General features: G+C 57.2%; 17 protein-coding genes. 7 read left to right on the top strand and 10 right to left on the bottom strand.

The features are described 5' to 3' along the window. Nucleotides 1-31: 31 nt before the first annotated feature. The 4 genes from yggU to G505_RS0115675 are packed head-to-tail and all read right to left on the bottom strand — an operon-like array spanning nt 32 to nt 2,404. Nucleotides 32-319: a DUF167 family protein YggU gene (gene yggU, locus G505_RS0115690; protein WP_035385479.1), complete on the bottom strand. Its 288-nt coding sequence runs from the start codon at nt 317-319 to the stop codon at nt 32-34. Further along, nucleotides 316-864, bottom strand: a complete 549-nt coding sequence (locus G505_RS0115685; protein ID WP_028110419.1) for a YggT family protein — start codon at nt 862-864, stop codon at nt 316-318. The genes yggU and G505_RS0115685 overlap by 4 nt, the downstream gene beginning before the upstream one ends. A gap of 26 nt (nt 865-890) precedes the next feature. Then, nucleotides 891-1,709: a pyrroline-5-carboxylate reductase gene (gene proC, locus G505_RS0115680; protein WP_028110418.1), complete on the bottom strand. Its 819-nt coding sequence runs from the start codon at nt 1,707-1,709 to the stop codon at nt 891-893. Between the two features lie 11 nt (nt 1,710-1,720). Then, complete coding sequence (locus tag G505_RS0115675; RefSeq protein ID WP_028110417.1) at nt 1,721-2,404, bottom strand: YggS family pyridoxal phosphate-dependent enzyme; 684 nt, start codon at nt 2,402-2,404, stop codon at nt 1,721-1,723. Between the two features lie 28 nt (nt 2,405-2,432). On the opposite strand from G505_RS0115675, the gene G505_RS0115670 reads away from it, so the two are divergent. From G505_RS0115670 to G505_RS0115650, 5 genes are all read left to right on the top strand, one after another. Continuing rightward, nucleotides 2,433-3,464, top strand: coding sequence for a type IV pilus twitching motility protein PilT (locus G505_RS0115670; protein ID WP_028110416.1), 1,032 nt, complete (start codon nt 2,433-2,435; stop codon nt 3,462-3,464). Nucleotides 3,465-3,472: 8 nt separating this feature from the next. Then, on the top strand, nt 3,473-4,588 hold the full coding sequence (locus G505_RS0115665; protein WP_028110415.1) for a PilT/PilU family type 4a pilus ATPase: 1,116 nt from the start codon (nt 3,473-3,475) through the stop codon (nt 4,586-4,588). 23 nt (nt 4,589-4,611) lie between these two features. Then, nucleotides 4,612-5,259, top strand: a complete 648-nt coding sequence (locus tag G505_RS0115660) for a TetR/AcrR family transcriptional regulator (RefSeq protein ID WP_028110414.1) — start codon at nt 4,612-4,614, stop codon at nt 5,257-5,259. Between the two features lie 186 nt (nt 5,260-5,445). Then, entirely contained in the window at nt 5,446-7,707 is a 2,262-nt protein-coding gene (locus tag G505_RS22540) for a putative bifunctional diguanylate cyclase/phosphodiesterase (protein ID WP_051216317.1), read from the top strand. 418 nt (nt 7,708-8,125) lie between these two features. Beyond that, nucleotides 8,126-9,421: an NAD(P)/FAD-dependent oxidoreductase gene (locus G505_RS0115650; protein WP_028110413.1), complete on the top strand. Its 1,296-nt coding sequence runs from the start codon at nt 8,126-8,128 to the stop codon at nt 9,419-9,421. Between the two features lie 74 nt (nt 9,422-9,495). Here G505_RS0115650 and yciA read toward each other — a convergent pair whose 3' ends face one another. From yciA to nfo, 3 genes are all read right to left on the bottom strand, one after another. Then, nucleotides 9,496-9,891 carry an acyl-CoA thioester hydrolase YciA gene (gene yciA, locus G505_RS0115645; RefSeq protein WP_035385478.1) on the bottom strand — a complete coding sequence of 132 codons (396 nt, stop codon included), beginning with the start codon at nt 9,889-9,891 and terminating at the stop codon, nt 9,496-9,498. Further along, nucleotides 9,891-10,907 (bottom strand): low-specificity L-threonine aldolase, encoded by a 1,017-nt coding sequence (gene ltaE, locus G505_RS0115640; protein ID WP_028110411.1) that lies wholly within the window; start codon nt 10,905-10,907, stop codon nt 9,891-9,893. Before ltaE ends, yciA begins: the two co-directional genes overlap by 1 nt. 475 nt (nt 10,908-11,382) lie before the next feature. Beyond that, nucleotides 11,383-12,228: a deoxyribonuclease IV gene (gene nfo, locus G505_RS0115635; RefSeq protein ID WP_028110410.1), complete on the bottom strand. Its 846-nt coding sequence runs from the start codon at nt 12,226-12,228 to the stop codon at nt 11,383-11,385. A 127-nt stretch (nt 12,229-12,355) separates the two neighbouring features. Here nfo and ung point away from each other — a divergent pair, with 127 nt between their 5' ends. Then, nucleotides 12,356-13,012, top strand: coding sequence for a uracil-DNA glycosylase (gene ung / locus G505_RS0115630; protein WP_211219983.1), 657 nt, complete (start codon nt 12,356-12,358; stop codon nt 13,010-13,012). Between the two features lie 97 nt (nt 13,013-13,109). Beyond that, complete coding sequence (locus G505_RS0115625) at nt 13,110-13,652, top strand: hemerythrin domain-containing protein (RefSeq protein WP_028110408.1); 543 nt, start codon at nt 13,110-13,112, stop codon at nt 13,650-13,652. 55 nt (nt 13,653-13,707) lie between these two features. Here G505_RS0115625 and G505_RS0115620 read toward each other — a convergent pair whose 3' ends face one another. The 3 genes from G505_RS0115620 to tal all read right to left on the bottom strand — a co-directional run bounded on the left by G505_RS0115620 (nt 13,708) and on the right by tal (nt 16,658). Beyond that, nucleotides 13,708-13,893 carry a DUF3545 family protein gene (locus tag G505_RS0115620; RefSeq protein ID WP_028110407.1) on the bottom strand — a complete coding sequence of 62 codons (186 nt, stop codon included), beginning with the start codon at nt 13,891-13,893 and terminating at the stop codon, nt 13,708-13,710. Nucleotides 13,894-14,002: 109 nt separating this feature from the next. Further along, nucleotides 14,003-15,646: a glucose-6-phosphate isomerase gene (gene pgi, locus G505_RS0115615; protein ID WP_028110406.1), complete on the bottom strand. Its 1,644-nt coding sequence runs from the start codon at nt 15,644-15,646 to the stop codon at nt 14,003-14,005. A gap of 55 nt (nt 15,647-15,701) precedes the next feature. Next, entirely contained in the window at nt 15,702-16,658 is a 957-nt protein-coding gene (gene tal, locus G505_RS0115610; protein WP_028110405.1) for a transaldolase, read from the bottom strand. Nucleotides 16,659-17,139 lie beyond the last annotated feature (481 nt).

Raw genomic sequence — 17,139 nt, 5'->3', positions numbered from 1 at the left:
ATGGCCCCGCCTCACAGGGCCACTGTCACTATTATAATAGTTGCTCAATGGGTTCAGGGATCTGCACCGGGTCATCAATGCGTACCTGCTTGTGACGGCCCAGCTCCCCTTTGAGTATGGATACCTGACCCTTGGCCACCCGGAACTGCTTGGCCAGGTACTTGGTCAGGTGAGCGTTGGCCTTGCCGTCTACCGGAGGGGCGGTGATGGCTATCTTCAACTCCTCGCCGTGAGCACCCACTATCTGGTCTCGGCTGGCCTTGGGTTGAATATAGAGATTCAGCAGCAGGGATTCCCCCTGCTGCTCTACTGGCCTCAAATGGCGCCCCAGAGAGGGATCAGGTCATAGAGGAACAGGTTGATGAAGTTGAGGCCAATCAGTACCACCATCAGGGAGAAATCCAGGCCGCCCATGGCAGGAATGACCCGGCGGATGGGGGCCAGCATCGGCTCGGTGAGCTGCATGAACACGTACTCGATGGGGTTCTGGCCCTGGCTTATCCAGCTCATGATGGCGCGAATGATCAGGATCCAGAACAGCAGCATACCGGTTTCCTTCACCAGGGTGATCCCCCCCAGGTAGAAGGCGATGGGGTCAAAGGTGCCGCTTTGTACCAGCATCAGCACCGCCCACTTGCCCAGGGCGACCAGATAAGCCAGCACGACTCCGGCCAGATCCAGGCTGCCGATGGCGGGAATGAACCGTCGCAGAGGGGCCAGTAAAGGGTGGGTGGCCTTCACAATGAACTGACTGAAGGGGTTATAGAAATCGGCGCGGGCCCACTGCAGCCAGACACGCAGGATGACCACCATCAGATAGAGGTTAAAGACCGTGCTGATCAGATAGAGAAAGGCAGATGACATAGTTAATGGTTACCCTAATAAAAAAATTAAAACTGTTCGGCCATCTCTACGGCCCGTTTTACCGCGGCCTTCATGGCCCCGTCCACTGTGTCGCGCAATCCCTGCTGTTCGAAATGTTCTATCGCCTTGGCGGTGGTGCCTCCCTTGGAGGTGACCCGGTTCCGCAGCTCTGCCAGGGACAGATCGGGATTCTGTTTTACCATAGCGGCGGCACCGATGGCGGTCTGTTGGATCATCTCCCTGGCCTGCTCCCGGCTGACCCCCAGGCTGTTGACGGCGCTCTGCTCCATGGCTTCCATCATCAGGAAGAAGTAGGCGGGGGCACTGCCGGCACAGGCGATCACCTGATCGATGCCGGACTCCTGCTCCACCCAGGTGATCTCTCCCACCGCCTGCATCAGGTGACCGGCCAGCTGCCGATCTGCCTGGCTGCACCCCTTTGCCGCGTATAGGCCTGTCATACCCAGCCCGAGCAGGGATGGGGTGTTCGGCATGGCGCGTACCACCCGCACTTCCTGACCCAGATACTCGGCGATTCTGGCGCAGGTAACGCCGGCAGCGATGGAGACCACCAGCTTGTTGCTGAAATCGATGTGGCTTAGGGTTTCGCAGACCTGTTTCAGGATCTGGGGTTTCACTGCCAGGATCACAACCTCGCTGGCCGCCGCATCCAGATTATCGTTGCTGGTGCGGATGGAGAATCTGTTTTGCAGCTCCTCCAGCTTCGGGTTGCTTGGATTGCTGGCGATGATGGCACTGGCAGGGTAGCCGCCCTTGACCAGGCCACTGATGATACTGTGGCTCATGTTGCCGGCCCCGATAAAGCCCAGGGTTGGCTGTTGCATCTGTGTCACTGTTAGGTCCTTGCCCCAAAAATGGCCGTTCCCAGCCTGACCATGGTGCTCTGTTCGGCGATGGCGGCATCTAGGTCGCCGCTCATCCCCATGGAAAGGGTATCTATATCGCTAAATTCAGATTTTAGCTCATTAAACAGCTTTTTAACTTTGGCAAACTGCGCCCTCTGCTGTGCGGGATCCGGAGTGGCCATGGGGATGGCCATCAGTCCGCGCAGACGGACGTTCTGCAGTTGGCTGACTTCCCGAGCCAGGGCGAGCACCTCATTGGCACTGGCGCCGGATTTGGACTCCTCATCGCTGATGTTCACCTGAAGGCAGATGTTCAGCGGGGCCAGCTCAGCCGGCCTCTGTTTCGCCAGCCGTCGGGCGACTTTGATGCGATCCACGCTGTGAACCCAGTGGAACTGCTCGGCGATGGGGCGTGTCTTGTTGGACTGGATGGGGCCGATAAAGTGCCAGATGATCCCCAGATCGGTCAGCTGCTGCTGTTTCTCCAGCGATTCCTGAAGATAGTTTTCTCCGAAATGGCGCTGACCCGCCTCATAGGCCTCTCTGAGCATGGACGCGGGCTTGGTCTTGCTTACGGCGAGCAGGGTGATCTCGTCTGAATTTCGTCCGGCGGCGGCGGCAGACTGTGCAATCTGCGCTTTGGCCAGACTCAGCTGGTCTGCTATGGTTGTCATAATTTTTGGGTTATGTGATGTCAGATAAATGGATATTACTGAGCTTCTTGCTTTTAGTGTAAAACACAACGCCTCCGATCTGCACCTATCTTCCGGCGTGGCACCTCTTATTCGGGTGGACGGCGAGGTTCGCCGTCTGAGTGTTCCGGAACTGGATCACGCCACCATCCAGGCTCTTGTCTACGACATTATGAATGACAAGCAGCGTAAGGAGTATGAAGAGAAACTGGAGATCGACTTCTCCTTCGAAGTGCCGGATCTGGCACGCTTCAGGGTAAACGCCTTCCACCAGTCTCGGGGGGCCGCCGCGGTGTTCCGTACCATCCCCAGCGAAGTGCTGACTCTGGAACAACTGGATGCCCCGGACATTTTCCGTCAGATCGCCTCCTTCCCCAGGGGGCTGGTGCTGGTGACCGGCCCTACCGGTTCCGGTAAGAGTACCACCCTGGCGGCCATGGTGGATTACATCAACGCGGATCGCCGCGATCATATCCTGACCATTGAGGATCCCATTGAATTCGTCCACAAGCCGAAAAACTGCCTGATCAACCAGAGGGAGGTGCACCGGGATACTCACAGCTTCAACAATGCCCTGCGCAGCGCCCTGCGGGAGGATCCCGATGTGATCCTGGTAGGGGAGCTCAGGGACCTGGAAACCATCCGCCTGGCTCTGACTGCGGCAGAAACCGGCCACCTGGTGTTTGGCACCCTGCACACTACGTCGGCGGCCAAGACCATCGACCGGGTGGTGGATGTCTTTCCGGCGGCGGAGAAGGATATGGTGCGCACCATGTTGTCGGAATCCCTGCAGGCGGTGATCTCCCAGACTCTGGTGAAGAAGGTGGGGGGAGGCCGGGTGGCTGCTCATGAGATCATGATGGGCACTCCGGCCATCCGTAACCTGATCCGTGAGGACAAGGTGGCGCAGATGTATTCCGCCATTCAGACCGGTATGAGCCATGGTATGCAGACCCTGGAGCAGAGCCTGACCAAGCTGGCCAACCAGGGCGTCATCAGCCGTCAGGATATGCTGTCCAAGCTGAATAAGCCTTCCCTCTAGGAGCCCCCATGGAGATCAATCGGCTTTTGGCCCAGATGGTCAGCCACCAGGCCAGTGACCTGTTTATCACCGCAGACTTTCCCCCCAGTGCCAAGGTTGACGGGGTGATGACTCCCCTTGGTGAGGCGCCACTGACCGCTGAGCAGGCTCTGTCCCTGGTGGAGTCTGTGATGACTGCGGACACCAAAGCGCAGTTTCATCGGCATCGCGAGGCCAATTTCGCCTACAGCTTTGATGAGTCTCTGGGGCGTTTCCGGGTCTCTGCATTCTGGCAGCGGGAGCAGGCAGGCATGGTGCTGCGTCGCATTCAGACCGAGATCCCCACGCCCCAGCAGTTGCACCTGCCTCGGGTGATGACGGACGTGGTGATGGCCAAGCGCGGCCTGGTGATCATGGTGGGGGCCACGGGCACGGGTAAGTCCACCTCGCTGGCGGCCATGGTGGGACACCGCAATGCCCATCAGGCGGGGCACATCCTCACCATCGAGGACCCGGTGGAGTTTGTCCATAAGCACCGCAAAAGCATAGTGACCCAGAGGGAGGTGGGGCTGGACACCGAATCCTTCGAAGCGGCCCTGAAGAGCTCCCTGCGCCAGGCTCCGGATGTGATCCTCATTGGTGAGATCCGCAGTCAGGAGACCATGGAGTTTGCCCTGGCCTTCGCGGAAACCGGCCATCTGTGTATGGCCACACTGCACGCTAACAACGCCAATCAGGCACTGGATCGCATCATGCACCTGGTGCCCAAGGAGAAGCACCGGCAGCTGCTGTTTGACCTCTCGTTGAATCTGAAGGCGGTGATGGCCCAACAACTGGTGCCCTGCAAGGAGGGCAATGGCCGCAGGGTGGCCATCGAGGTGCTGCTGAACACCCCCAGGGTGGCGGACCTGATTGCCAAGGGTGAACTGCATGAGTTGAAGGCGACCATGGCGGCCAGTCGGGAGCAGGGGATGCAGACCTTCGACCAGGCTCTGTTTGACCTCTACATGGCTAAGCAGATCAGCTATGAGGATGCCCTTCACTACGCCGATTCCCCCAATGACCTGAGACTGATGATCAAACTCAAGGCCAGTGAGGGGGGCTCAACGGGCAGCCTGGAAGGGGTCACCATTGAACTGGACTAGAGTACGCAGGGGTGACGGAATCCATGGCCAATAAACTGGGGCGGCCAGTCGGGGAGTCCAATGCCAGAGAGCTGTTGATAGAAGCAGCCCGGGATCTGTTCTCTGAATTGCCCTACGAAAAGGTGTCCACCCGTAAGGTGGCCGAGCGGGCCGGGGTGAATGCTTCGCTGATTCGCTACTACTTCTCCAACAAGTGGGGATTGTTTGAGGCGATGATGCAGGAGACGGTTCAGCCTGTGTTCGACAAGGCGATCAAGGCCAGGCAGGGGGAGGACTTCTCATCCCTGTCTGAGATGTTTCGTACCTATTATCGGGTGATGTCCAAGAGCCCCTCTTTTCCCAAGCTGATGTATCGACTGCTCTCCATGGATGGCAGGGATGGTCAGGTCGTTCATGCCTACTCCATGATTGAGAAAGGACTTGGGCTGGGCGAAAAGCCGCTGATGCAGGCCATGGCAGACAATGGTGATCTCAAGCCCGGTATAGACCCAACCATGGCCAGACTGAGCCTGATGAGCTTGATGGTGTTTCCTTTTGTCGCACCGCCGAAAATGCTCCAGCTTCATGGCATTACTCTGGATGAAGAGTTCATCGAACGCCTGGCTGAGCACAACCTGGCCCTGCTGGAAGCGGGACTGCTGCGAGAAAGTGACTCATCCACTTGTGAGTGATCCGCCCGGATTTCTAGGAAATGTTTGGTGGTGACTCTGGGGCAACTATCTGACCAAATAGCTTTTTGTGCCAGGAGACTGCTAACTCGACACCCTGGTTTTGCACCTGGGCCTAGCGGGAACCGTCCATTCTGACTAACTTTAAAGTTGGAGTCGGGAGGACTCTCTGGGTTTAGAGGTGCAAGGATGCGCAGTTACTCCGCATGGTCTATCAGAGCACAGCTGGTGGTGCTCTTTCTCATTATTCTCTCATTGGGTGGACTGGGTGCCTGGCGCATCCATCTGCATGGTGTCGAGCTCGATGGCGCCAGCCACCATCTGGTCAATGAGCAACTGCCCAGCCTGGCCCAGGTGCATCGGCTGCAGTTCGAGGTCGTATCCATAGAGAAGCTGTTGATGGCGCTCAGGCATCAAGGGCTGACTCCCTCTCTGCTCCAGTCCCTGACCCAGGCCAGATTGCGCGTGCTCGACATGGTTTCCACCGGTGCCCTGGAGCGCCACTCTCCTGTTTTGGTGCGGCTGTTGGAGGAGGGGGCAGGCCGCCTGGATGAACTGCTGGCCCTCTACGGCGAAGGGCTGAGTCAGGGGGAGCGCCTGGAATCCGTTTTTTCTGCCACCCTGTCTGTCTCGGAACGGGTTCAGGGTGAGCTCTCCTCCATGTCTGAACAGCTGATGCTCAGCGGCCAGAGTTATCCCGATACGGTGCGAGCCCTCAATCAGCAAGCCATGGAGATGGCCATGGGGGCCAATCTGGCCCTGTGGTTGCTGGTTGGCGCCGTCATCTATCTGTTGCGACTCTACACGAAAGAACACAGGCGAAGCCTCAGGCTGACCAGTTTTGCCAAGCGCAACCCGGATCCTGTCATGGCGAGCAACCTGAACCTGGAGGTGGAATACGCCAATCCTGCGGCGTTGAGTCTGTGCCGCTTGCTGGGGCTGTCCGGCCCGGCAACACTGCTTGAACAGATTAAGCCTGACGCCCAGCAGCTGATTCAGCAGGGTGATGAGCTTTTGGAGAGGGAGCAGGAGGTGGGCAACCGCACCCTGCTGGTGCGCATGGTGTTGCTCAAATCATTGTCCCAGGTGCAGTTCCATCTCAAGGATATCTCCAAGGCTCGCCGGGTAGAGAAGAACATGGAGCATCAGGTTAACCATGACTTTCTCACTGGCCTGCCAAACCGACGCCAGTTCGAGCGGGATCTCAAGTTCTGGCTTAAAGAGTCTCAGCACGATGTGGTGGTGGGTATGCTGCACCTGGACCGCTTTCAAAGGGTGACCGCCGCCATCGGTTTCGAAGGGGGGGATTCTGTGCTCAAGGGGGCCACAGAGTTGCTGAGGAACCAGTTGAATAAGGAGGCGGATCCCGATGCACAGCTCTCCCTCTACCGGTTCGAGTCTACCCGGTTTGCCATGCTCTGGGTGACCCCGTTTAAACGCACCAGGGTGAAGGCGTTGGCCGAACGGATCCGGCGGGGGTTTGCGTCGCCAGTGGTGTGCGTCAGGACCAACCGGCGTTTTCATTTCACACTGAGCCAGGGGTTTGCGGCAACGGGATTGTCCGAGCGGGATGTGGACAGCCTGGTGCGTGATGCGGACTGCGCAGCGGGGCGGGCCGCGGCCCAGGGAGGGGACCGCCTCTGTATCCATACTCCTGAGCAGGGTGACATGGAGCGTCGCAGGGTGCAGTTGGAGCAGGATCTGCGCTATGCCCTGGAGCGGAATCAACTGCAGGTCTACTACCAGAAGCAGTGCAACCATCATGGGCAGATTGTCGGGGCCGAAGCACTGTTGCGCTGGCAGCACCCGGAACTGGGTTTGGTCCCCCCTGATGAATTTATCGGCCTGGCGGAGCAGACTGGCCTGATACTGGACATCGGGGAGTGGGTGCTGGAACAGGCCTGCCTTCAGGTGTGCAGCTGGAATGGTCAGGGAGGAGAGATGGGGGTGGCGGTGAACATCTCGGCCCGCCAGCTGATGGACAGCAAATTTGTTGAGAGGGTGGAGTCGGTGATCCAGCGCACCGGGGTGGACCCGGAGATGGTGGAGTTTGAGTTGACCGAGTCGATGATGATGGAGAACCTGGAGCGGGGCAAGGAGGTGATGCTCAGGCTGAAGGCCTTAGGGATCTGCTTTGCCATCGATGACTTCGGAACCGGCTACTCTTCACTGGCCCACCTGTCCCAGCTTCCCTTTGATGTGCTCAAGATCGATTACAGTTTTGTGCGTCATCTCCCCCGGGATCCCTATTACTGCAAAATCACCAAAGCGGTGCTGTCACTGGCCAACACCCTGGGTCTCACTGTGGTTGCCGAGGGGGTGGAGTACGCAGAGCAGCAGAGGTGGCTGGCCCGCCATGGCTGCGACCTGATGCAGGGCTATCTGCACGGCAAGCCCATGCCCATTGTGGAGTTTGGTAAAGTCCTGGAAGTGGAGCCCCTTGCCCATTGACCTGGTCTTACCCTTGGACCCTGGGGGGGAGTCTGTGAAACTTTCTGAGAAGCCAAGGAGAACAAACATCATTACTGGGCGTCATTCTCAATGTTTGCACAGCTTTGGTGCATAAAAGTGTAACTTTTCAAGATTATCGAAAGCTCAATTGGTCAATTGGTTATTTTTTCAAGAAAACTTTCGATAATCAGCGCATTAGATGTGCGCCCCATCTTCATTTCTGGTTTATTTAGTTGCTGATCATAAAAGCTTTTTTCCTATCCTTTTGGCTAATTGCTGAGCACCTTGGCCATTGTTAGACTCGCCCCGATCTTCACTGGATCAACTTTTGCTTAAGCCGTTGTTAACCCGGTACTTTACCGGATGGCGGGAGTCACCCGCCAAGTGTTTTCCTAAGAGTCCAACCTGGAGTGGAGCAATGACTAAGATAGTGATCGTCGGCGGCGGAGCCGGCGGCATGGAGATAGTGACTAAGCTGGGCAGGAAATTGGGAAAGAAGGGAAAAGCGGAGATCACCCTGGTGGATCGCTGTGATCACCATATCTGGAAGCCTCTGTTGCATGAGCTGGCCACGGGCAGTCTGGATGAGGGGCTCAATGCCCTGGATTACCGGGTTCATGCTGCACGGAATGGGTATCGGTTCGAGCAGGGGATGCTGCATGGCATCGACCGGGGGGCGAAGCAGCTGATTCTCTCTCCCATGAAGGATGACCAGGACAGGGAGATCCTGCCTGAGCGGCGCATCGACTATGACTACCTGGTGTTGGGAGTGGGGGCGGTCACCAACGATTTTGGGATTGCCGGCGTGCAGCAGTACTGTGATTTTCTTGATCTGACCGAGGAGGCGATGCAGCTGCGTCGCAAGATCCGCAACCGATTCCTGCAGTACGCCAAGGAGCATAATGTGGAGACGGAGCACTTCCAGATCTCCATCGTTGGTGCCGGAGCAACCGGTGTTGAGATGGCGGCGGAGATGCACCATGCGGCCAATACCCTGAGGGGCTACGGCTATGACATCAAGGAAGATCTGCTGAAGGTCAACCTGATAGAAGCGTCCAACCGGGTACTGCCGAGGATCGATAAACTGCACATCTGCGATGCGGTAGGCCGAGAGCTGGGCAAACTGGGGGTTAATGTGATGACCAATACCCGCATCAGCGAAGTAAAGGCTGATGGCATGTTGACCAGTAGTGGCCAGTTTATCCCGTCAGATATGGTGATCTGGTCCGCTGGGGTAAAAGGCCACCCCATGCTTGCCACTCTGGGGCTGGAGACCAGCAACACGGATCAGATCCTGGTGCACCCAAGTTGTCAGAGTGTCACCGATCCGGCCATCTTTGCCTTCGGAGACTGTGCCGCCTGCCCTCAGGAGGATGGTTCCTGGGTGCCGCCGAGGGGGCAGACTGCCCGGCAGATGGCTCTGTTGGTGGGTGACAACGTTCAGAAGTTGATGGAGGACTCCAACGCCCCCCTGGGTGAGTATGTTTACCGGGATCTGGGTGCCTTCATCAACATGTCCAGATTCCATACCGTGGGCAATCTGCTCTCCTGTGTCGGAGGTGGAATGACGGTGAAGGGGAAGCTGGCACGCTGGGTGTATACCACCCTCTATCGCCGACACCTGATCGCCCTGCATGGGCTTTGGCGAGGGCTGTTGCTGATGACCCTCAATGGGTTGCAACGTCTGATGCGGCCTGAGTTAAAGTTGCATTGATATTCAGTCAGTGAATGATGCAGGTAGAGAAAGGGGAGCCATTGGCTCCCCATTTTTTGGCAGATGTCCTGATGTCAGCGCTGTGCTGGGACTGGCCTTGGCTTCCCGGAGTCGGTGATGGCCACATAGGTAAAGGTGCCTTCTGTCACGCAATGACGCTCATCTTCTCCTTTGAGTACCGGCTTGGCCCACACCTCCAGGGTAATGGTCATGGAGCTGGTGCCAACTCGGGTACATTGGCCATAAACGCACACCGCGTCTCCTACCGAGACCGGAGTATGGAAACTCATGCCATCTACCGACACTGTGCAGATACGTCCTCGGGCGATCTCCTTGGCCAGCAGACCGCCTGCCATGTCCATCTGGGACATGATCCAGCCGCCGAAAATGTCGCCGTTGGGGTTGGTGTCAGCGGGCATGGCCAGGGTACGCAGCAGCAGTTGGCCCTTGGGAGTGCGTGTGTTGCTCATTATCTGTTACTCGTAAAGAAAGCTTTGGTTTCGGTGACCAGCTTATCCACGCCGGCTCGATCCACATCCAGGTGGGTCACCAGTCTCAGGGTATTGGCCGCGGAGATGACGATACCCCGCTGAGCCAGGTGATGCTGCAGAGCCCTCGGATCCTGTCCCTTCAGGCGGGCAAACACCATATTGGTCTGGACCTGGGCCAGGTCAACTTCAAACTCCTCAAGTTGGCTCAGTTCACTGGCCAGGTGAAGGGCGTTGGCGTGATCCTCGGCCAGGCGCGCCACATTGTGCTCAAGGGCGTATTGCCCGGCGGCGGCCAGGATGCCAGCCTGGCGCATGCCTCCGCCCAGCACCTTGCGCCAGCGGCGAGCCTTGTTGATAAGGGCTTCATCACCGACCAGCAGCGAGCCCACAGGTGCCCCCAACCCCTTGGACAGACAGATGGTCAGGGAGTCGAAATGCTGGGCGATGGCGGACAGGGGCAGTTGCAGCTTTACCGCTGCGTTGAATACCCGGGCGCCATCCAGGTGGATCTTCAGGCCATGATCGAAGGCAAAACGCTGGGCTCGAGCCAGATACTCCTGGGGGAGTACCTTACCGCCGATGGTGTTCTCCAGGCTCAGCAGTCGGGTCTGGGCGAAGTGGATGTCATCGGGCTTTATCTGGGCCGCAAGCGTATCCAGAGGCAGGGTGCCATCTGGGTTGTTCTCCACCGGTTGAGGCTGGATGGATCCCAGAACGGCGGCGCCGCCCCCTTCGAATCGGTAGTTGTGTGCCTGCTGACCACAGAGGTATTCGTCTCCCCGCTGGCAATGGCTCATCAGGGCCAGCAGATTGGCCTGGGTGCCGGAGCTGGTGAACAGGGCTGCTTCGAAACCGGCCAGATCCGCGGTGTACTCCTCCAGTCGATTGACGCTGGGGTCATCGCCGTAGACGTCGTCCCCAACCTGAGCGTCGGCCATAAGACGGCGCATCTCTTCACTGGGGCGGGTTACCGTATCGGAGCGGAAATCGATCATCGCAGTTCCTGATTTTCTGTGGAGAGTGGAGGCCACACTCTATCAGTTTGGTTTATTAATGACACTTATTTGCATTGATACCGGACTCTGTGCTGTGGCATGGGTCACAGCAATGGTCAGGTTGCATGAAGTTACTGATTTGTAGAGATCGGTTAATGGGAGCGATATCGCCATTTCACATGAGCGAAATTAATTCGAGGAGTATTTTTCGTCGTTTGTGCCAGGCCTGGATTGGGGGTAAATTGAACACCTCGTTGATTCAGGAGTCAGAGTCCAGGTCAATGATCGCCGCAGGGTATAGGCACAAGGTTTGTGCCATCTCAGTGTGTGAGTGTTTTTCGTTTCATCCAGTTATTTTGCCAAATGGGGCCGAGAAGTTTTTTTGTGTCGGAGCTTCTCAATACGTCAGTCCCTTTTGCTATTTTACTGTTGGCAGGCCTTGATGGCCTGCCTTTTTTTTGCCTGTCTTCCGGGCTCAATCTCTCTCCAGGCTGTACAACCAGCGGATCTCTTCGGCCCAAAGATCTTCATCAATGGTCTCCAGGACCATGGGGATCTCCTGTGTCGAGGGATGGTTCATAATAAATTCAAATGCGTCGACCCCCATCTCCCCTTGCTGCAGGCTGTGGTGACGGTCCACCCGACTGCCCAGGGTGGATTTGGAGCCATTGAGGTGCATCGCCTTGAGGTATTCCAGTCCTACGATTGCGTCAAACTCCGCGAAGGTGGCCTCGGCGGCGGCGTAGCTGGACAGGTCATAGCCGGCGGCAAAGGTGTGGCAGGTATCCAGACAGACCCCAATCCGGCTTTTGTCCTCCACCAGTTCGATGATGCGGGCCAGGTGTTCGAAGCGGTGTCCCATATTGGAGCCTTGTCCCGCGGTGTTTTCGATCACTGCGGTCACCCCCTGAGTCTTGTCCAGGGCCAGGTTGATGGAGTCGGCGATCAGCTTCAGGCAGTGGTCTTCGTCGATCTGCTTCAGATGACTGCCTGGGTGGAAGTTAAGCAGTGGCAGACCCAGCTGTTCACAGCGCTGCATCTCATCGATGAAGGCCTCCCGCGAGCGTGCCAGGGCATCGGGGTCCGGGTGGCCCAGGTTAATCAGGTAGCTGTCATGGGGCAGGATATGCTGCGGGGCGATGCCCACCTTGGCGCAGTTCTCCTTGAAGGCCTGGATGCTCTTCTCTGTAAGGGGTTTGGCCTGCCAGCGACGCTGATTCTTGGTGAACAGGGCAAAGGATTTTGCGCCAATCTTCCGGGCGTTCAGAGGGGCATTCTCTACGCCGCCTGAGGCGCTGACGTGGGCTCCGATTCGTCTCATCTGTGCATTTCCTGATTTCTGTAACAGGGGGATCCTAGGGAGTCCGGGCGCTGGGATCAATTGCTCTGAATCATTGGGTTGTTTATGCTGTGCCTCTTTTCGAGCAGAGTCGGGAGAAACCGTGGATATTAGCTGGCAGGGCATTGTGGATAGGCAGCGGGAGCAGCCCTATTTTCAGGAGATGGCTCACCGCATCGCCGACATCAGGCAAAGTGGTGTCGAGGTCTATCCCCCCAGTGGAGAGGTGTTCAACGCGCTCTTCCAGACCCCTTTCGAACAGGTCAAGGTGGTGATCCTCGGGCAGGATCCCTACCACGGCCCGGGCCAGGCTCACGGCCTGAGTTTTTCTGTGCCACAGGGGGTGGCAACCCCGCCCTCTCTGAAGAACATCTATAAGGAGCTGGCTCAGGATATCCCCGGGTTTGAGATTCCAGGCCACGGTTATCTGCAGTCGTGGGCCGAGCAAGGGGTCCTGCTGCTCAATACAGTACTGACTGTTGAGCGGGGCAAAGCCCACTCCCACGCGCGGTTTGGCTGGGAGCGGTTTACCGATGTGCTTTTGGATGAGCTGAATCAGCGCCATCCTGGTGCGGTGTTCATGCTGTGGGGCGCACATGCTCAGAAGAAGGGGGCCAAGCTGGATGACCGGCGCCATCTGGTGCTGACTGCACCCCATCCGTCCCCGTTATCGGCCCATCGTGGCTTCTTCGGGTGCCGCCATTTCTCCATGGCAAATCAATGGCTGGAGCAGCGGGGGGAGTCCCCGATCGATTGGCGCCCTTGATCTCTGTCAAAGCTTAGAGGCTTGAACAGAAAATGTTTTTTGGTGGCAACTTAAATTTAACTATGATTAAACGACGTACGTTTTTAAGGGGAATGCCATGCTGGCCAGGATTCATACCGACCACAAACACATTCTGACTTTGCTCCGGGTTCTCTCCGGAAAGGCGAAGAGCCTGCGAGAGGGGCAGGAGGTTAACCTGACCCTGATCCGGGATGTGGTGCACTACCTGATGCAGTACGCCGACCACAGCCACCACCCGATGGAGGATATCCTCTATCGTCACTATCTGGACAAGACTGGGCGAGAGGGGGAGGTGAGTCAGCTGGAAAAGGAGCACCAGTCTCTGCATGTCTCTACCGAGGAGTTATTGGACACCCTGGGGATGATTCTCAACGATGCCGTGGTGCCCAGAGAGAAGCTGATCCACGATGTGGAAGCCTTTGTGCAGATGCAGATCAACCATCTCAAGTATGAAGAGGGCAAGGTACTGCCCCTGTTGGAAGCGACTTTTGATGAGGATGACTGGAAGCAGGTGGACCGACTGGTGGCCAGCAAACTGGTCGAGGACCCCCTGTTTGGCAGTGCCTCTGAACAGGAGTTTGAAGATCTGCGCAACTACCTGGCCGACGTCGAAGATTGATCATCGAGTCTTGCACTACAAAAAGCCCCGCGAGTGCGGGGCTTTTTTAATTCTGTCAGGCTTCGATGAGGTCCCAGTCGGGCTCGTAGTTGAAATCGATATCTTGCAGCTCTTTTTCCAAGCGATGACGCTCTTTCAGTGCTTCAATTTCCCGCCACTTGCGCTTCTTGCTGCTGCTCCGTGAACGGGTCGGCTTTTCGACCACGCTTCCTAATGGTGAGCCGTAATCCAACCTTTCCATAGGTCCCCTCCTCAGCTTTGCCTCAGTAATATCGGTATATCACAGCCGGATTTCAGTATGCAACTCAAATGTTGCATAAAGGTTACTGAGGCCGAAGGGGATTACTCGACTAGATCTCTCCTTTATGGAAGATAGTAATCAGCCTGGCCGTGGAGGCATCCTGATCCAGCTTTGGTGTATCGCTTTCCAGGTCATCTAATATGGAATTGCCCAACACCTTACCGAGCTCAACCCCCCACTGATCGAAGGAGTTGATCTGCCAGATCGCTCCCTGGACGAAGGTGCGGTGCTCATAGAGAGCAACCAGTGCGCCCAGGGTGGCGGGGGTCAGTTTGTTCATCAACAGGGTATTGCTGGGTTTGTTGCCCGGCATCACCTTGTGGGGAGCCAGGGCGTCGATGGCGTCGGCGTCCATCCCCTTCTGCTCCAGCTCACGGCGGGCCTCCTCCAGGGTTTTGCCGGCCATCAGCGCCTGGGTCTGGCCAAAACAGTTGGCGGCCAGCATGGCGTGATGACGGCCCAGGGGGTTGTGGCTGTTCAGCGGCAGGATAAAGTCTGCGGGGATCACGCCGCTGCCCTGATGCAGCAACTGATGGTAGGCGTGCTGGCCATTGGTGCCTTCGCCGCCCCAGATTACCGGACCTGTGTGGTAGTCCACGTCGCTGTTGTCTGCGTTGACCCCTTTGCCGTTGCTCTCCATATCTAACTGCTGGACGTAGGCGGGCAGACCACGCAGGTAGTGGTCGTAGGTCAGAATCACATGGCTGGCGGAGTCAAAGAAGTTGGTGTACCACACCGCCAGCAGCCCCATCAGCATCGGCAGGTTCTTTTCCAGAGGCGCGCTCTGGAAGTGCTGGTCCATCTGTGCGGCACCGCCGAGCAACTGACGGAACGAGTCGAAACCAATCTGCAGGGCGATGGGCAGGCCGATGGCAGACCACATGGAGTAGCGGCCACCCACCCAGTCCCACATGGGGAAGATGTTCTCTTCGTCGATGCCAAACTGGACTGCGGCAGGGACATTGGACGTTACGGCAACGAAGTGCTGACCAATGGCTTTATCCGGCGCTCCTTTGGCCAGGAACCAGTCTCGGGCGGTCAGAGTATTGGTCAGGGTTTCCTGAGTGGTGAATGACTTGGAGGACATCACAAACAGGGTGGTTTCGGGATCCACCTTCTTCAGCTTTTCACTGATGGCGGTGCCGTCGACGTTGGCCACGTAGTGGCAATTGAGATCTTTATGCCAGTAGGGCTTGAGCGCCTCGGCCATGATTTTGGGGCCCAGGAAGGAGCCACCGATGCCGATGCTGACAATGTCGGTAAATTTCTTGCCGGTGTAGCCGAGCCATTCACCCTGGTGAACCGCCTTGACGAAGGCTTCCATCTTGCTCAGGGTGCTGGCGATCTCCTGACGAATGTCCTCACCGTCCACCATCAGCGGGGTATCACTGTTGCTGCGCAGGGCGGTATGCAGCACGGCACGATTCTCGGTGTGGTTGATGGCGTCGCCACCGAACATGGCGTCGATCTTGGCACTCAGGCCGGACTCTTCGGCCAGCTGGGCCAGCAGTTTGAGAGTCAGATCATTGATGCGGTTCTTGGAGAAATCCAGTTGCAGGCCTGCGGCCCCCGCCAGATACCGCTGGGAGCGGGCTGGGTCGTCAGCAAACAGGGTTCTGAGGTGGGTGGCCTTAATCTCTTTGGCGTGCTCCGCCAGGGCTTTCCAGGCAGGCAGGGAGGTCAGGGTGCTCATGACAGATCCTTATAAAACAGTCAGGCTCCCCACAGGGGGAGCCCGGAAAATCGCGTTAGCCGGTCAGCTGCTCGCTGAGCATCGCTTCCAGTTTGTCCTGGTCGATGGCGAAGTTTCGGATGCCTTCGGACAGCTTGTCTGTGGCCATGGCATCCTGGTTCATCTCCCAACGGAACTGGGCTTCGGTGATGGGGGCCGGGCGGGATTCCACGTCGCCGCTGAAGCTCAGCTTTCGCTCTACCTGAACATTGCTCTGTTCCAGTTGCTCCAGCAGGCCCGGGCCAATGGTCAGGCGATCACAGCCTGCCAGTTCCAGAATCTCGCCGGTGTTGCGGAAGCTGGCACCCATCACCACGGTCTGATAGCCGTGGCGCTTGTAGTAGTCGTAGATGCTGCTGACGGAAAGTACGCCAGGATCCTCGGCGGCACTGTACTCCTTGCCGGTGCTGGCTTTATACCAGTCGAGAATCCGGCCAACAAAGGGAGAGATCAGGTAGGCGCCGGCTTCGGCACAGGCGCGGGCCTGGGAGAAGCTGAACAGCAGGGTCAGGTTGCAGTTGATCCCTTCCTGCTCCAGGTGGCGGGCGGCTTGAATGCCTTCCCAGGTGGAGGCCAGCTTGATCAGGATGCGTTCGTTGCTGATTCCCGCTTCATTATAGAGGCGCATCAGCTTGTGGGCTTTATCGATGGAGCCCTTGGTGTCGAAAGAGAGGCGGGCATCGACTTCGGTGGAGATGCGTCCGGGAACGATCTTGAGGATCTCCAGGCCGATGTTGACCGCCAGTTTGTCGGCGGCATCTTCCAGTTGTTGTGCAGGATCGCTGCTCTGCGCCTTGGCCCAGGCGACCGCTTCCTCAATCAGGGGGGCGTACTCAGGGATCTGGGCGGCCTTCAGGATCAGAGAGGGGTTGGTGGTGGCGTCTTCCGGGTGGTAGCGTTTGATCGCTTCGATATCACCGGTATCGGCTACTATGGTCGTCAGTGCTTTCAGTTGGTTTAGAGCATTAGACATAGATGTTCTTCCGTTACAACTTTCTGGGCAATTAGCCCACCATTAAATGCGATTTTGTATTATTTGCCAACAATAAAGTAATAAAATTACAGTGAATCGCCAGCCTCAGGGACCCAATCGCTCATTTTGGGAGTGAATTCCCTTTGGTCTCTTTCCCCCTCTCCAGCCGTGAGCTGAGGCAAGAGTCAGGCTCCGCATAGAAAAAGGTGCTTGTTTCTCAATGATTTCAGGCTACTTTTTCGAGCAGAATCAGAGAGTCTAGATCAAAGCGACACCTGGGTTCACCCATATAAGTCAATTTTCACCGGGTTTTTCATGGAACAGAGCCAATTTCCATCCATGGGTGAGTGAAAAGTCATCAGAGTCGAGTGTCGCCGCAGGTCTACATCTCCGGCCTATAGAAAAAGGTAGTCGTCAGGCCGGGGTTTGCCACGACGATTATGGGTAAAATATTGGCTTCAGGTTAAAAAAATGCTGCCGA

The sequence above is a fragment of the Ferrimonas futtsuensis DSM 18154 genome, assembly GCF_000422645.1.
Lineage (GTDB): Bacteria > Pseudomonadota > Gammaproteobacteria > Enterobacterales > Shewanellaceae > Ferrimonas > Ferrimonas futtsuensis.
The sequence above is the reverse complement of the archived record's forward strand: the minus strand, read 5'-3'. Positions and strand labels throughout refer to the sequence as shown.

Coding starts and splice junctions, on each gene's coding strand:
- G505_RS0115685 (WP_028110419.1), bottom strand. CDS start 864: ATGTCATCTGCCTTTCTCTATCTGATCAGCACGGTCTTTAACCTCTAT.
- proC (WP_028110418.1), bottom strand. CDS start 1,709: ATGCAACAGCCAACCCTGGGCTTTATCGGGGCCGGCAACATGAGCCAC.
- G505_RS0115675 (WP_028110417.1), bottom strand. CDS start 2,404: ATGACAACCATAGCAGACCAGCTGAGTCTGGCCAAAGCGCAGATTGCA.
- G505_RS0115670 (WP_028110416.1), top strand. CDS start 2,433: ATGGATATTACTGAGCTTCTTGCTTTTAGTGTAAAACACAACGCCTCC.
- G505_RS0115665 (WP_028110415.1), top strand. CDS start 3,473: ATGGAGATCAATCGGCTTTTGGCCCAGATGGTCAGCCACCAGGCCAGT.
- G505_RS0115660 (WP_028110414.1), top strand. CDS start 4,612: ATGGCCAATAAACTGGGGCGGCCAGTCGGGGAGTCCAATGCCAGAGAG.
- G505_RS22540 (WP_051216317.1), top strand. CDS start 5,446: ATGCGCAGTTACTCCGCATGGTCTATCAGAGCACAGCTGGTGGTGCTC.
- G505_RS0115650 (WP_028110413.1), top strand. CDS start 8,126: ATGACTAAGATAGTGATCGTCGGCGGCGGAGCCGGCGGCATGGAGATA.
- yciA (WP_035385478.1), bottom strand. CDS start 9,891: ATGAGCAACACACGCACTCCCAAGGGCCAACTGCTGCTGCGTACCCTG.
- ltaE (WP_028110411.1), bottom strand. CDS start 10,907: ATGATCGATTTCCGCTCCGATACGGTAACCCGCCCCAGTGAAGAGATG.
- nfo (WP_028110410.1), bottom strand. CDS start 12,228: ATGAGACGAATCGGAGCCCACGTCAGCGCCTCAGGCGGCGTAGAGAAT.
- G505_RS0115625 (WP_028110408.1), top strand. CDS start 13,110: ATGCTGGCCAGGATTCATACCGACCACAAACACATTCTGACTTTGCTC.
- G505_RS0115620 (WP_028110407.1), bottom strand. CDS start 13,893: ATGGAAAGGTTGGATTACGGCTCACCATTAGGAAGCGTGGTCGAAAAG.
- pgi (WP_028110406.1), bottom strand. CDS start 15,646: ATGAGCACCCTGACCTCCCTGCCTGCCTGGAAAGCCCTGGCGGAGCAC.
- tal (WP_028110405.1), bottom strand. CDS start 16,658: ATGTCTAATGCTCTAAACCAACTGAAAGCACTGACGACCATAGTAGCC.